15 protein-coding genes are annotated in these 13,260 nt (G+C 72.9%); 6 read left to right on the plus strand and 9 right to left on the minus strand.

Annotation, left to right across the window (positions count from 1 at the left end; all coding sequences use genetic code 11):
* Positions 1 to 230 precede the first annotated feature (230 nt).
* Positions 231 to 575 carry an STAS domain-containing protein gene (locus HGAM_RS20500; RefSeq protein WP_019143789.1) on the plus strand — a complete coding sequence of 115 codons (345 nt, stop codon included), beginning with the start codon at positions 231 to 233 and terminating at the stop codon, positions 573 to 575.
* A 50-nt stretch (positions 576 to 625) separates the two neighbouring features.
* A complete protein-coding gene (locus tag HGAM_RS01965) occupies positions 626 to 1,357 on the plus strand; it encodes a DUF3109 family protein (protein ID WP_019143790.1) in 732 nt (243 codons plus the stop codon).
* 85 nt (positions 1,358 to 1,442) lie between these two features.
* Here HGAM_RS01965 and HGAM_RS01970 read toward each other — a convergent pair whose 3' ends face one another.
* The 4 genes from HGAM_RS01970 to HGAM_RS01985 form a co-directional block, all read right to left on the minus strand.
* Positions 1,443 to 1,856, minus strand: a complete 414-nt coding sequence (locus HGAM_RS01970; protein WP_020691448.1) for a hypothetical protein — start codon at positions 1,854 to 1,856, stop codon at positions 1,443 to 1,445.
* Complete coding sequence (locus tag HGAM_RS01975; protein ID WP_147543476.1) at positions 1,853 to 2,062, minus strand: hypothetical protein; 210 nt, start codon at positions 2,060 to 2,062, stop codon at positions 1,853 to 1,855. The genes HGAM_RS01970 and HGAM_RS01975 overlap by 4 nt, the downstream gene beginning before the upstream one ends.
* Before the next feature lie 198 nt (positions 2,063 to 2,260).
* Positions 2,261 to 2,467, minus strand: coding sequence for a helix-turn-helix domain-containing protein (locus HGAM_RS01980; protein ID WP_019143793.1), 207 nt, complete (start codon positions 2,465 to 2,467; stop codon positions 2,261 to 2,263).
* A complete protein-coding gene (locus HGAM_RS01985; RefSeq protein WP_019143794.1) occupies positions 2,467 to 2,964 on the minus strand; it encodes a DUF2975 domain-containing protein in 498 nt (165 codons plus the stop codon). The genes HGAM_RS01980 and HGAM_RS01985 overlap by 1 nt, the downstream gene beginning before the upstream one ends.
* Positions 2,965 to 3,053: 89 nt before the next feature.
* On the opposite strand from HGAM_RS01985, the gene HGAM_RS01990 reads away from it, so the two are divergent.
* Positions 3,054 to 3,692 (plus strand): VOC family protein, encoded by a 639-nt coding sequence (locus HGAM_RS01990; RefSeq protein ID WP_019143795.1) that lies wholly within the window; start codon positions 3,054 to 3,056, stop codon positions 3,690 to 3,692.
* On the opposite strand, the gene HGAM_RS01995 is transcribed toward HGAM_RS01990, so the two are convergent.
* Together HGAM_RS01995 and HGAM_RS02000 are read right to left on the minus strand one after the other, a co-directional pair.
* Positions 3,689 to 4,303, minus strand: coding sequence for an MBL fold metallo-hydrolase (locus HGAM_RS01995; RefSeq protein ID WP_019143796.1), 615 nt, complete (start codon positions 4,301 to 4,303; stop codon positions 3,689 to 3,691). The two genes, HGAM_RS01990 and HGAM_RS01995, sit on opposite strands and share 4 nt — an antisense overlap.
* Entirely contained in the window at positions 4,303 to 5,403 is a 1,101-nt protein-coding gene (locus tag HGAM_RS02000; protein ID WP_019143797.1) for an S-(hydroxymethyl)mycothiol dehydrogenase, read from the minus strand. Before HGAM_RS02000 ends, HGAM_RS01995 begins: the two co-directional genes overlap by 1 nt.
* A gap of 126 nt (positions 5,404 to 5,529) precedes the next feature.
* Between HGAM_RS02000 and radA the strand changes: the two genes are divergently transcribed.
* Both radA and disA read left to right on the plus strand, forming a co-directional pair.
* On the plus strand, positions 5,530 to 6,912 hold the full coding sequence (gene radA, locus HGAM_RS17240) for a DNA repair protein RadA (protein ID WP_019143798.1): 1,383 nt from the start codon (positions 5,530 to 5,532) through the stop codon (positions 6,910 to 6,912).
* A 38-nt stretch (positions 6,913 to 6,950) separates the two neighbouring features.
* A complete protein-coding gene (disA, locus tag HGAM_RS02010) occupies positions 6,951 to 8,042 on the plus strand; it encodes a DNA integrity scanning diadenylate cyclase DisA (RefSeq protein WP_019143799.1) in 1,092 nt (363 codons plus the stop codon).
* Between the two features lie 3 nt (positions 8,043 to 8,045).
* Here the strand turns inward: disA and HGAM_RS02015 are convergent, their stop codons facing one another.
* Positions 8,046 to 8,873, minus strand: coding sequence for a hypothetical protein (locus HGAM_RS02015; protein WP_019143800.1), 828 nt, complete (start codon positions 8,871 to 8,873; stop codon positions 8,046 to 8,048).
* A gap of 46 nt (positions 8,874 to 8,919) precedes the next feature.
* Between HGAM_RS02015 and HGAM_RS17245 the strand changes: the two genes are divergently transcribed.
* Positions 8,920 to 9,813, plus strand: coding sequence for an HhH-GPD family protein (locus HGAM_RS17245; RefSeq protein WP_019143801.1), 894 nt, complete (start codon positions 8,920 to 8,922; stop codon positions 9,811 to 9,813).
* An 11-nt stretch (positions 9,814 to 9,824) separates the two neighbouring features.
* Here HGAM_RS17245 and HGAM_RS02025 read toward each other — a convergent pair whose 3' ends face one another.
* Positions 9,825 to 10,715, minus strand: a complete 891-nt coding sequence (locus tag HGAM_RS02025) for a hypothetical protein (protein WP_049798114.1) — start codon at positions 10,713 to 10,715, stop codon at positions 9,825 to 9,827.
* Positions 10,716 to 10,856: 141 nt separating this feature from the next.
* Entirely contained in the window at positions 10,857 to 13,259 is a 2,403-nt protein-coding gene (locus tag HGAM_RS17250) for an ATP-dependent Clp protease ATP-binding subunit (protein ID WP_245532095.1), read from the minus strand.
* Position 13,260: the final 1 nt, after the last annotated feature.

The following is a 13,260-nucleotide window of genomic DNA, read 5'->3' on the forward strand; positions in this document are numbered from 1 at the left end:
CACCCCCGAGTTGCCTGCGACGGCCGCGTCGACCGCCGTCCTGCCAGCATCCTCCGGGACGGGGTCAGGCGCCCGGCGGCCGGGGTGCTCGGCCGGGTCTTGCGTATCGGACCGCGAGCGAGGATCGTGGAGGGACATCACGGCATCGCACCCGCTGGAGCCCGCTTCCTCGACGCTCTCGGCGTCGTCCTCTCCCCAGCCGGCGTCCCCGGTGCCGACGGAGGTGTTCCATGGCCCTCGCCATCGCGCTCGACCGCACGCCCCAGTCCTCGACCGTCGCCGTCGCCGGCGACCTCGACATCGCCTCGTCCGACCCGCTCGCCGCCTTCCTGACCGCGGAGGTCGGCCAGTCCGGACGCGACATGGTCATCGACCTGCGCCAGCTCCACTTCCTCGACGCGGCCGGCCTGCGCGTCTTCGTCGCCACGTCCCAGCTGCTCGCCTCGGGCGGTCGCGTGCTGTCGATCGTCGGCTCCGAGCCGCGTGTCCTGCGGGTCTTCCTGCTCACCGGCCTGCAGCAGGCGCTGAACGTGCACGTCCCGTCCGGCGGCGAGCCGGAGCCGGTGCCCGCCTGACCCCGCCGCCCGCGCAGCGCGGCTCGCTGCGGCGCGCCTAGGCTCGCCCCATGCCCGAGATCGACCTGGTGGTCCCCCGCGCCTGGGTCGACTTCGTGAACCCCGACGACGCCGACGAGGTCTTCCACTGCGACCTGACCTGGCTGACGTCCCGCTGGACCTGCATCTTCGGCGGCGGCTGCCACGGCATCTACCGCTCGTCCCCCTCGACCGGATGCTGCACGCTCGGGGCGCACTTCTCCGGCGACGAGGACCACGATCGTGTCGCCGGGCACGTCGCCCGGCTCACCGACGACCTGTGGCAGCGGCGTCCGTTCTTCGAGGGCGGCTGGACCGAGCTGGACGACGAGGGTGACCTCAAGACCCGGGTCGCGGACGGCGCCTGCGTCTTCCACAACGACGCCGACTTCCCGGGTGGCTACGGCTGCGCGCTGCACCACCTGGCGGTCGCCGAGGGACGCTCGTTCGTCGAGACCAAGCCGGACGTGTGCTGGCAGCTGCCGCTGCGCCGCCAGTTCCGCGAGGTCGACCGCGGCGACGGGTCGACGTACACCGAGACGTCCATCGGCGAGTACACCCGCGCCGGCTGGGGCCCGGGCGGCGCCGACCTGGACTGGTACTGCTCGTCCAACACCGAGGCGCACGTCTCGCCGGTGCCGGTCTACCTGGCCAGCCGCGACGAGCTCGTGGCGATGATGGGCGAGGCGGGCTACGCCGAGCTGGTCCGGCACTGCGACGCCTTCGTCGAGGCCGGCCGCCCCCAGCCCCACCCCGCCGACTGAGGGTCGCCCTCGCGGCGGCGTGCGTCCGCGCTGAGTGTGGCGTTTCAGGGGTGATCCCGGCCGATCGGGCCCCGAGACGTCACACTCAGCGGGAACCGGGGCCCTCCGGCAGGACGTCCCAGTCGAAGCCGTCGAACCAGGGGGCCAGAATGGCGGCCTCGTCCGCCGGCACCGGACGGACCTCGAGGACCAGGCCCGGCTCGAGCATCGAGTCGAACTGTCCCGTGCGGAGCGCGCGCTCCCACGACGAGTCGCTCACGAGCTCGGCCTCGTCGACCCAGCGGATGTGAGGCTCCCAGAACTCCTCGGGGACGCGAACACCCTCCGCATCTCGCTCGATGACCGCGACCGACAGCACCAGAGTCGTCTCGTCCCGACGTCGGAACCATCGACGGGAGCGGACGGTGGCCCAGCGGTAGACGTACCGGATCGCTCCCACAGCACGTCCGTCCTGCATGAGCACGGCGTGCTTCACCCAGGGGCGACCGCTCGCGGTCACGGCTCCCGCCAGGGGACGCGGGGAGTCGCGGAGTGCCGCCCGCCCGGCTTCCAGCCCTGGATCCACCAGCGGTGGGTCCACAGCGGGCCGAGGAACAGGACGACTCCGAGGGCCGTCAGACCGAGGCAGATCAGGACGTCGAGCCAGCGACCTCCGGTGCCTGCCGAGAACGCCCCGACGGGGCCCGTGATGACGAGCGCGCCCATGAGGAGGAGGCTCCGGTGATCGGCCGTCCGAAGCCGCCAGACGACGAAGCCCCCGACACGTCGCCACCTGTTCACGCCTCCATCCTCCCTGGCCGCCTCGCGCTGAGTGTGACGTTTCGGGGGTGATCCCGGCCGATCGAGCCCCGAAACGTCACGCTCAGCGGGGAGGCGACCAACCCGGGAAGGTGACCGGGATGCTCAGTCGGGGACGTGCTCGAGGATGTCGCCGGGCTGGCAGTCCAGGACGCGGCAGATGGCCTCCAGGGTGCTGAACCGCACGGCCTTCGCGCGTCCGTTCTTGAGCACGGCGACGTTGGCGGGGGTGAGTCCCACCTGCTCGGCGAACTCGCCGACGCTCATCTTGCGCTTGGCCAGCTCGACGTCGAGCCGCACGACGATCGCCATCAGATCACCGCGTCCATGTCCGAGCGCAGCGCCGTGGCCTGGCACAGCAGCGCCCGCATGACGACGAGCAGCAGCACGAACCCGCCCGCGGCGATCGACAGGCCGCCGAGCAGCAGCGGCAGGCCCGGGTCGCGCAGCTCAGGGGTGACGTAGAGGAAGACGCTCACGGTGCCGGCGATGGTCACCATGCACAGCCACACGCCGACCGACGCGAGGACGATGGCGTCGACCCAGCGGAAGGCGTCGCGGCTGAAGATGCGGTCGGCCTGCACCATCGTCAGCAGCCGCCAGGTGCACACGACCACCACGAGCAGGCACAGCACGGCCAGCTCGAGCGCCACGAACACCGGCCAGCGCACCGGGCTCAGGTCGCCGTCGTCCGGGCCGCCGAAGATCTGTCCCGGGACGGACATGACGAGGCCGAGGACGAGGCCCAGCCCGATGAGCGCGAGCAGCACCCGCAGGGCGAGCACGACGAAGCGAGGAAGCGTGGTCATACATCGACCATCGCTCATAATCTATCGAAAGTCAATAGGTAGGGAACCCTGCCTGCAAGCCGGCCCGAGATGCAGGTCACCATGTCTGCATGCGCCTGGACCACCTGTCGTTCGCCGCCGGACCCGACGGACTCGCCGCCACCACGGCCCGCCTCGCCGAGCAGCTCGGCGTGACGTTCGTCGACGGCGGTGTCCACCCCCGCTTCGGCACCCGCAACGCGATCCTCCCGCTGGCCAACGGGCACTACCTGGAGGTCGTGGAGGCGCTCGACCACCCCGCGTCCGACAAGGCCCCGTTCGGCCAGGCCGTGCGCGCCCGCTCCGAGGCCGGCGGCGGCTGGCTCGGCTGGGTCGTCGCGGTCGACGACATCAAGCCGGTCGAGCAGCGCATCGGACGTCACGCGGTGCCCGGCAACCGGCACCGCCCCGACGGCTACAACCTGCAGTGGCAGCAGATCGGCGTCCGCGGCACCACCGCCGACCCGCAGCTGCCGTTCGTCGTGAGCTGGGAGAGCCCGGCCGAGGAGCACCCGTCGCGCGACGGCCAGCCGCAGGCCGAGCTGCTCGCGCTCGAGATCGCCGGATCCCCCGAGCGCGTCACCGGCTGGCTCGGCGAGCCGGCGCTGGACGCGCTCGAGGAGATCGCCGTCGAGTGGGTGGCGCCGAACGGGCTGCCCGGCATCCAGGCCGCCCGCCTGCGCACCCCCTCGGGCGAGGCGCGGCTCTAGCCGTCCAGCCCGGCCTTCTCGGCGCCGATCGTCGTGTCGTCGCCGTGGCCGGTGTGCACCACCGTCGCCTCGGGCAGCACGAACAGGCTGGCCCGGATGGACGCCTCGAGCGTCGAGCGGTCCGAGAACGAGCGGCCGGTCGCGCCCGGACCGCCCTGGAACAGCGAGTCGCCGGTGAAGACGCAGCCGAGCTCGGGCGCGTAGAGGCACACGGCGCCGGGCGCGTGGCCCGGCGTGTGCAGCACCTGCATCCGCGTGCCCGCGATCTCCAGCACCTGGCCGTCGACCAGGTCGGCGTCCCAGGAGACGTCGGTGCCGTGGGTCAGCTCCCACACCGGACGCTCGTCGGGGTGGAGCAGGATCGGCGCGCCGGTGCGCTCGCGCAGCGCCGGCGCGACGCGGACGTGGTCGTCGTGGGCATGGGTGCACACGATCGCGCGCACCGCCCGGTCGCCGACGACCGCCATGATCGCGTCGACGTCGTGCGGCGCGTCGATCACGACGCACTCGGCGTCGTCACCCACCACCCAGATGTTGTTGTCGACGTCGAACGTCTCGCCGTCGAGGCTGAAGGTGCCCGACACGACGCCGTGGTCGATCCGCGCGGCCATCAGAGCACCACCACCGAGCGCAGCACGTCGCCGTGGTGCATCCGCTCGAACGACGCCTCGACGTCGTCCAGGCCGACCTCCTCGGTGACGAACGCGTCGAGGTCGAGCCGACCCTGGCGGTACAGGTCGACCAGCATCGGGAAGTCGCGCGAGGGCAGGCAGTCGCCGTACCAGCTGGACTTGAGCGCGCCACCGCGTCCGAAGACGTCGATGAGCGGGATCTCGGGCACGGTCATGTCCGGCGTCGGGACGCCCACGAGCACCAGCACGCCAGCCAGGTCGCGGGCGTAGAACGCCTGCTTCCAGGTCTCGGGACGTCCGACCGCCTCGATGACGACGTCCGCGCCCTCGGCTCCCTCGTAGGTCTCGGCGCAGATGCGCTTGATCGCCTCGACCGGGTCCTCCTGCGAGGAGTCGACGACGTGGGTGGCGCCGAGCTCGCGGGCCTTCTCGAGCTTCTTGGCGTCGATGTCGACCGCGATGACCGGGCTCGCGCCAGCCAGGGCCGCACCGGCGACCGCCGCGACGCCGACGCCGCCGCAGCCGATGACCGCGGCGCTGCGACCACGCGTCAGCGCGCCCGTGTTGATCGCCGCGCCGATGCCGGCCATGACGCCGCAGCCGAGCAGGCCGACGGCGGCCGCGCGCGCGTCGGGGTCGACCTTCGTGCACTGGCCGACGGCGACGAGCGTCTTCTCGGCGAACGCGCCGATGCCGAGCGCGGGGGTGAGCTCGGTGCCGTCCTCGAGCGTCATGCGCTGCGTCGCGTTGTGCGTGTTGAAGCAGTACTGCAGGTCGCCGCGCTTGCACGCCCGGCACTCGCCGCAGACCGCGCGCCAGTTGAGCACGACGAAGTCGCCGGGCGCGACGCCCGTGACGTCCGGGCCGACCGCCTCGACGACGCCGGCGGCCTCGTGGCCGAGCAGGAACGGGAACTCGTCGTTGATGCCGCCCTGCTTGTAGTGCAGGTCGGTGTGGCACACGCCGCAGGTCTGGATCTTCACCACCGCCTCGCCCGGACCCGGGTCAGGGACGTTGATGGTGACGAGCTCGACGGGCGCGTCCTTGCTCCGGGCCACGACGGCCTTGACCTGCTGCATGTTGCTGCCTCGTTCCTGTCGCCGGGACGGGGGCCGGTGCTGCTCCCCCGCTCGCCAGGCTAACGACGTGCCCGGCCCGGCGGCACGGTGCCGGGGCTGTCGGTGCGACGACCTAGGGTGGCGCTCATGGCCAAGACCGCTCGACCGACCTACGTCTGCGCCGAGTGCGGGTGGGCGACGCCCAAGTGGGTCGGCCGCTGCGGCGAGTGCCAGGCCTGGGGCACGGTCGACGTGCAGGGCGCCCAGCCCGCCGTCCGCACCAAGGCGGCCCCCGTGAGCAGCCCGGCCCGGCCGATCTCGCAGATCGACGTCGAGGCGTCCGCCGCGGTCACCACCGGGCTCACCGAGCTCGACCGCGTCCTGGGCGGTGGCATGGTGCCCGGCGCGGTGCTGCTGCTGGCCGGAGAGCCCGGCGTCGGCAAGTCCACCCTGCTGCTCGAGACGGCCGCCCGCTGGGCCCGCACCGGCGAGCGCGTCCTGTACGTCTCCGGCGAGGAGTCCGCGGCCCAGGTGCGCCTGCGGGCCGAGCGCACCGGCGCCGTCCACGACGAGCTCTACCTGGCCGCCGAGACCGACCTCGGCGCACTGCTCACGCACGTCGAGCAGGTGAGCCCGACGCTGCTCATCGTCGACTCCGTGCAGACCATCGGCTCGTCCGACGTCGAGGGCGTGCCCGGCGGCGTCACCCAGGTGCGCGAGGTCGCGTCCGCGGTCATCCAGCTGGCCAAGCGCGAGAACATCGGCACCCTGCTCGTCGGCCACGTCACCAAGGACGGCTCGGTGGCCGGCCCGCGCGTCCTCGAGCACCTGGTCGACGTCGTGCTGCAGTTCGAGGGCGACCGGCACTCGCGGCTGCGGCTGCTGCGCGCGATCAAGAACCGCTTCGGCCCGGTCGACGAGATCGGTTGCTTCGACCTCGGCGACGGCGGCCTGGTCGAGGTGCCCGACCCCACCGGGCTGTTCGTGTCGCGCCACGCCCAGCCGGTGCCCGGCACCTGCGTCACGGTGACGCTCGAGGGACGCCGGGCGCTGCTCGCCGAGGTGCAGGCGCTCACCGTCGAGACCAACGCCCCGTCGCCGCGCCGCACCACGTCCGGCGTCGACTCCTCACGCATGGCGATGATCCTGGCCGTGCTCACCAAGCACTGCGGCATGCCTCTGGGCAAGCAGGACTTCTACGCCGCCACGGTCGGCGGCGCCCGGCTCGCCGAGCCCGCCGTCGACCTCGCGCTCGCGCTCGCCGCGGCGTCCGGCGTCAGCGGGCTCACCGTGCCCTCGGACGTCGTGGTGCTCGGCGAGGTGGGGCTGGCCGGCGAGGTCCGTCCGGTCGCCAGCCTCGAGACGCGGCTGCGCGAGGCGGCCCGCATCGGCTTCAAGCGGGCGGTCGTCCCGGCCGGCGGACTGCGCCCCGACGTGCCGGGCATGAGCACGATGGCCGTGAGCTCGGTGGAGCAGGCTCTCGGAGTTCTCGCTACCGCGCCGGCCACGCGGCTGCGCGCCCTAGACTGACCCCGACCGACCCACGCACGTCAGCAAAGGCCCCGCCCATGGCAACCCTTGACCGCACCGGCGACGCCACCGAGGCCCGCCTGCGCGCCACCCTCGCCGCCGTCGCCCCCGGCACCGCGCTGCGCGAGGGGCTCGAGCGCATCCTGCGCGGTCGCACCGGCGCGCTCGTGGTCGTGGGCGGCGACCGCCAGGTCGAGGCGCTCTCGACGGGCGGCTTCGCCCTCGACGTGCCCTTCACCGCCACCGGCCTGCGCGAGCTGGCCAAGATGGACGGCGCGATCATCCTCGACAAGGACGCCAGCCGCATCATCCGTGCGGCCGTCCACCTCATGCCCGACCCGTCGATCCCCACCGAGGAGTCCGGCACCCGTCACCGCACGGCCGACCGCGTGGCCCGGCAGACCGGCGTCCCGGTCATCTCGGTGTCGGCGTCGATGCACATCATCGCGCTGTACCTCGACGACACCCGCTACGTGCTGGAGGACGCGAGCGTCGTCATCGCCCGCGCCAACCAGGCCCTGGCCACGCTCGAGCGCTACCGCACGCGGCTCGACGAGGTCACCGACGCGCTGTCCGCGCTCGAGATCGAGGACCTCGTCACCGTCCGCGACGTCGCCGCGGTGGCCCAGCGCCTCGAGATGGTCAGCCGCATCGCCGGCGAGATCGACACGTACGTGCTCGAGCTCGGCACCGACGGCCGCCTGCTCGCCCTGCAGCTCGAGGAGCTCATCAGCGGCGTTGACACCGAGCGCGAGCTGCTGGTGCGCGACTACCAGCCGAGCGGACGCCGCAGCCGCAGCACCGAGGACGTGCTCACCGAGATGGCGGCGATCGACTCCAGCTCGCTGGTCGACCTGGGCAAGGTCGCCCGGGCCATGCGCATCGGCACCGAGGACTCGCTCGACAACGCGCTCGCGCCGCGCGGCTTCCGTCTGCTGGCGCGGGTGCCGCGCCTGCCCGGCGCCGTCGTCGACCGCCTGGTCGACCACTTCGGCTCCCTGCAGAAGCTGCTCGCGGCCAGCATGGAGGACCTGCAGATCGTCGAGGGCGTCGGCGACCTGCGCGCCCGCAGCGTCCGCGAGGGGCTGTCCCGCCTGGCGGAGTCCAGCATCCTCGAGCGGTACGTCTGAGGCTCAGCCCGCCGGCGGGGTGACGCTGGGCGTGGCCTGGGCGGCCCGGCGGCGCGCCTCCTCGGCGGCCTTGCGCTCGGCCTCGGCCTTCTTCTGCTCCGCGCGCGCCTTGCGACGCGCCTCCTTCGCCTTCTTCTCCGCGAGGGCCTTCTTGCGCGCCTCGGCCCGCGCCTTCGCGTCGGCCTGCGCCTTGGTCAGCCCACCGAGCCGGAAGGTCGCCTCGGACGGCTCGCCACCGAGGAGGGCCGCGCGCACCTGGAACGTCCCGGCGTACCGGAAGCCGTAGCCGCGGGCGCAGGCGCTCTCGGACAGGTTGCCGTCGGCCCCGCGGGCGAGGGTGACCCAGCCCGGCGACAGCCGCACCGGTGCGCCGATGACCTTGCTGGAGCAGACGCTGGAGTCCCACACCGTGGAGTCGCCCGAGCTCACCACGACGAGCGTCTGGCGCTCCTTCGGCTGCAGCGTGCAGGGCTTCTCCGCGGTCGTGCTGACCACGAAGTCGACCCGCAGCTTCTCGCCGGCCTGCTGGCCGCGCGGCACGCTGGGCTGGATGCGGACGGTCGAGGGGTCGCACTGCTCGTCGGTCGAGCTCACGCTCACCTGGGCGGCGGAGTCGAGCGACGGGGAGGGCACCGGGCTCGGCGTGGCCGACGTCGCGGGTGCCTGGGGGGCGTCCGAGGTGGCGGTGGCCGACGGCTCGGGGGCCGGCGCCGCGGAGTCGGCGTCGTCGCGACCCGAGACGAGGGTCGTGACGACCCAGCCGAGCAGGAACACCGCCGCCAGCACCAGCAGACGCCGGCGCCAGTAGATGGCAGGCGACAGACGACTCACGACCGTACGGTAACCGCTGGGCCCGGCGTGACAGACTCGACGCGCCATGACCGCCGCCGCGTTCCCCGACGACCTCGTCACAGAGCTGCACGAGCGGCTCGCCGAATGGTTCGCCCACGCGGCGCGTGACCTGCCCTGGCGGCGCGACGACGCGACCGCGTGGCACGTGATGATCTCCGAGCTGATGCTGCAGCAGACCCCGGTCGCCCGGGTGCTCCCGGTCTACGAGCAGTGGGTGCGCCGCTGGCCCGAGCCGGCCGACCTCGCGGCCGAGCCCGCCGGCGAGGCGGTGCGCGCGTGGGGTCGGCTCGGCTACCCGCGCCGGGCGCTGCGGCTGCACGGCGCGGCCCAGGCCATCGTCGAGCGGCACGACGGCGTCGTGCCCCGCGACCTCGACGCGCTGCTCGCGCTGCCCGGGGTCGGTGCGTACACGGCGGCCGCGGTCGCGTCGTTCGCCTACGGCGGCCGGCACGCCGTGCTCGACACCAACGTGCGCCGGGTGCTGGCCCGCGTGGTCGGTGGCGAGCAGCACCCGCCGGCGTCCGTCACGGCGGCCGAGCGGCGCCGCGCCGAGCAGCTGCTGCCCGAGGACGGCGCCCCGGTCTGGGCCGCCTCGACGATGGAGCTGGGCGCGATCGTCTGCACGGCCGCGTCACCGCGCTGCCCGGCCTGCCCGGTCGCCGACCTGTGCCGCTGGCGAGCGCAGGGCTACCCGGAGCACGACGGGCCCGCCCGGCGCACGCAGAAGTGGGAGGGCACCGACCGGCAGTGCCGCGGACGCCTGCTCGCGGTCCTGCGCGACGCGACCGGGCCGGTCGACAAGGCGCTGCTGGACGCCGCCTGGCCGGACGACGTCCAGCGCGAGCGAGCCCTGGACGGCCTGGTGGCGGACGGTCTCGTCGAGCCCGTCACCGACACCCTGTTCGCCCTGCCGCGCTGAAGTCCGCGGGGTCAGTCGCGCCGACGGCTGCGGACGGCGTCCCAGGCCCGTCGCGCGGTGCGGTCGGCCCACAGCTGGGCCGGACGGCGCAGCACGTGCCAGCCGTCCGCCACCAGCACGCCCAGCTCGCCGCCGCGCGGTGTCCCCGTGCGCCGGTCGTCCACGACCGGGCCGCCCGAACGGTAGGCGTCGGCGACCGCCACGGCCCGGCGCAGCGCCCCGGTCAGCTCGTCCGGACCGCCGTCGCCGAGCTGGACGTCCGCGTGACCGGACTCGACCTCCGCCGACACCCAGCCACGACCGGGGGTGTGCACCACGACCGAGCGGCCCGTGGCCTCGTCGGTCCACCACGCGCAGGCGCGGCCGTCGCGCAGGCCCGCCCCGAAGCCGTCCGGCAGCACGGTGCGGAGCAGGTCGAGCGCCTGCTCCGGGGTGACGACGGAAGGCGCCGCCGACTGTCCACCGGGACGGCGCCGCGCACGCCAGGCCCGGAAGCGGTGGGCGAGGTGCGAGTCCTGGAGCCACGGCAGGAGCGTGCAGAACCCGAACGCGGCAGCGAGCGTCGCGGTGCGACCGGCGATCGTCTCGGGCTCGCCCCCCAGCGGGTCGACCGCCCAGCGCACCACCGCGAGCGCGACCCCCGTCGCCATCAGCCACCGGGCCCACGCGCCCTCGGTGCGCAGCATCGCGAGAGCCGCGGTGGCCACAACCACGACGGACGGCAGTGCCCAGCGGACGTCGTCCAGCTCCGCAGGCGTGGGCTCGACGGGCCACAGCGGCGTGGCGGTCAGCACGCAGAGCACCACCGCGACCGGGCCGAGGACCAGCAGGCCGCGCTGGAAGGACGCCGGTCGGCGGAGGAACCATGCCGTCCTGGTCGGCTCGTACAGGCGCTGGGTCACGGCGGTCAGGCTAGCGTCGCGGACCCGGGCTGCGGTGCGGTTCACCGCACACGGGACCCACGGCCCCAGGAACCCTCGCCGGGCCCCGGACGCGACGACGCCCCGCCCGGGTGACCCGGGCGGGGCGTCGTGCGGCGGGACTCAGTCCGAGCTGCCGGTGCCGGACTCGACGGCCGGCGGCACCTCGGGGAGCTCCAGGTCGGCCTTCGGCGTGCCGTGGAAGGTGAACGTCGCGGTCGGGCCCTCGCCCTCCACGTCGACGAGCACGATCTGCCCGGCGCGCACCTCACCGAAGAGCATCTTCTCGGCCAGGACGTCCTCGAGCTCGCGCTGGACGGTGCGACGCAGCGGTCGCGCACCCAGCACGGGATCGAAGCCACGGGCGGCCAGGAGGTCCTTCGCCGCGGTGGTGAGCTCGATGCCCATGTCCTTGTCCTTGAGCCGGTCCTCGAGCGAGCCGACCATGAGGTCGACCATCGCGATGATCTGCTCCTTGGTCAGCGGCGGGAAGACGACGACCTCGTCGACACGGTTGAGGAACTCCGGACGGAAGTGCTGCTTGAGCTCCTCGGACACCTTCGCCTTCATGCGCTCGTACGAGCCGGCGACGTCGCTGGCCTGGGAGAAGCCCAGGTTGACGCCCTTGCCGATGTCCCGCGAACCGAGGTTCGTGGTCATGATGATGACGGTGTTCTTGAAGTCGACCATGCGGCCCTGGGAGTCGGTCAGGCGACCTTCCTCCAGGATCTGCAGCAGCGAGTTGAAGATGTCCGGGTGGGCCTTCTCGACCTCGTCGAACAGCACGACCGAGAACGGCTTGCGGCGCACCTTCTCGGTGAGCTGGCCGCCCTCCTCGTAGCCGACGTAGCCGGGAGGAGCACCGAACAGACGGGCGACGGTGTGCTTCTCGGAGTACTCGCTCATGTCGAGCTGGATGAGCGCCTCCTCCTCGCCGAACAGGAAGTTCGCCAGCGCCTTGGACAGGTGGGTCTTTCCGACGCCGGACGGGCCGGCGAAGATGAACGATCCACCCGGACGACGCGGGTCCTTGAGCCCGGCCCGCGTGCGACGGATCGCGCGCGAGATGGCCCGGACCGCCTCGTCCTGGCCGATGACCCGCTTGTGGAGCTCGTCCTCCATGTTGAGCAGGCGGCTGGACTCCTCCTCGGTCAGCTTGACGATCGGGATGCCGGTCGCCAGGGCCAGGACCTCGGCGACGAGCTCCTCGTCGACCACGGCCACCGAGTCCATGTCGCCGGACTTCCACTGGCGCTCACGCTCGGCCTTGGCCGCGATGAGCTTCTTCTCCTCGTCGCGCAGGGACGCAGCAGCCTCGAAGTCCTGGCTGTCGATCGCGCCCTCCTTGCGGCGGCGGACGTCGGCGATCTTCTCGTCGTACTCCTTGAGGTCCGGCGGAGCCGTCATCCGACGGATGCGGAGCCTGGAGCCGGCCTCGTCGATGAGGTCGATCGCCTTGTCGGGCAGGAAGCGGTCCGACACGTAGCGGTCGGCCAGCGTCGCCGCGGCGACGAGCGCCTCGTCGGTGATCGTCACGCGGTGGTGCGCCTCGTAGCGGTCACGCAGGCCCTTGAGCATCTCGATCGTGTGGGCGATCGACGGCTCGGCGACCTGGATCGGCTGGAAGCGACGCTCGAGCGCGGCGTCCTTCTCGAAGTGCTTGCGGAACTCGTCGAGCGTGGTGGCGCCGATGGTCTGCAGCTCGCCGCGGGCCAGCATCGGCTTGAGGATGCTGGCGGCGTCGATCGCGCCCTCGGCGGCACCCGCACCCACCAGGGTGTGGATCTCGTCGATGAACAGGATGATGTCGCCGCGGGTGCGGATCTCCTTGAGCACCTTCTTGAGGCGCTCCTCGAAGTCACCGCGGTAGCGCGAGCCGGCCACCAGGGCGCCCAGGTCGAGCGTGTAGATCTGCTTGTCCTTGAGCGTCTCGGGCACGTCGCCGCGGACGATGTCCTGGGCCAGGCCCTCGACCACCGTCGTCTTGCCGACGCCGGGCTCGCCGATGAGCACCGGGTTGTTCTTGGTGCGCCGGCTGAGCACCTGCATGACGCGCTCGATCTCCTTCTCGCGCCCGATGACCGGGTCGAGCTTGGACTCGCGCGCCGCCTGCGTCAGGTTGCGGCCGAACTGGTCGAGCACCGCGGACGTCGCCGGGGCGTTCTCGGTCGGGGCGCCGGAGGTCTCGGCCTCCTTGCCCTGGAAGCCGCTGACCAGCTGGATGACCTGCTGGCGCACGCGGTTCAGGTCGGCGCCCAGCTTCACCAGGACCTGGGCGGCGACGCCCTCGCCCTCGCGGATGAGCCCGAGCAGGATGTGCTCGGTGCCGATGTAGTTGTGGCCGAGCTGCAGCGCCTCGCGCAGGCTCAGCTCGAGCACCTTCTTGGCTCGCGGCGTGAACGGGATGTGACCGCTCGGCGCCTGCTGGCCCTGGCCGATGATGTCCTCGACCTGGCCGCGGACGGCCTCGAGCGAGATGTCGAGGCTCTCGAGGGCCTTGGCGGCAACGCCCTCGCCCTCGTGGATC

It is taken from the genome of Aeromicrobium massiliense JC14, from assembly GCF_000312105.1.
Lineage (GTDB): Bacteria > Actinomycetota > Actinomycetes > Propionibacteriales > Nocardioidaceae > Aeromicrobium > Aeromicrobium massiliense.

What these genes read in the sequence shown, in the direction of transcription:
- HGAM_RS01980 (WP_019143793.1), bottom strand. Translation starts at nt 2,467, where the DNA reads ATGGCGATCGTCGTGCGGCTCGACGTCGAGCTGGCCAAGCGCAAGATG.
- HGAM_RS02000 (WP_019143797.1), bottom strand. Translation starts at nt 5,403, where the DNA reads ATGCAGCAGGTCAAGGCCGTCGTGGCCCGGAGCAAGGACGCGCCCGTC.
- HGAM_RS01975 (WP_147543476.1), bottom strand. Translation starts at nt 2,062, where the DNA reads ATGGGCGCGCTCGTCATCACGGGCCCCGTCGGGGCGTTCTCGGCAGGC.
- disA (WP_019143799.1), top strand. Translation starts at nt 6,951, where the DNA reads ATGGCAACCCTTGACCGCACCGGCGACGCCACCGAGGCCCGCCTGCGC.
- radA (WP_019143798.1), top strand. Translation starts at nt 5,530, where the DNA reads ATGGCCAAGACCGCTCGACCGACCTACGTCTGCGCCGAGTGCGGGTGG.
- HGAM_RS01995 (WP_019143796.1), bottom strand. Translation starts at nt 4,303, where the DNA reads ATGGCCGCGCGGATCGACCACGGCGTCGTGTCGGGCACCTTCAGCCTC.
- HGAM_RS01985 (WP_019143794.1), bottom strand. Translation starts at nt 2,964, where the DNA reads ATGACCACGCTTCCTCGCTTCGTCGTGCTCGCCCTGCGGGTGCTGCTC.
- HGAM_RS01990 (WP_019143795.1), top strand. Translation starts at nt 3,054, where the DNA reads ATGCGCCTGGACCACCTGTCGTTCGCCGCCGGACCCGACGGACTCGCC.
- HGAM_RS17245 (WP_019143801.1), top strand. Translation starts at nt 8,920, where the DNA reads ATGACCGCCGCCGCGTTCCCCGACGACCTCGTCACAGAGCTGCACGAG.
- HGAM_RS01965 (WP_019143790.1), top strand. Translation starts at nt 626, where the DNA reads ATGCCCGAGATCGACCTGGTGGTCCCCCGCGCCTGGGTCGACTTCGTG.
- HGAM_RS20500 (WP_019143789.1), top strand. Translation starts at nt 231, where the DNA reads ATGGCCCTCGCCATCGCGCTCGACCGCACGCCCCAGTCCTCGACCGTC.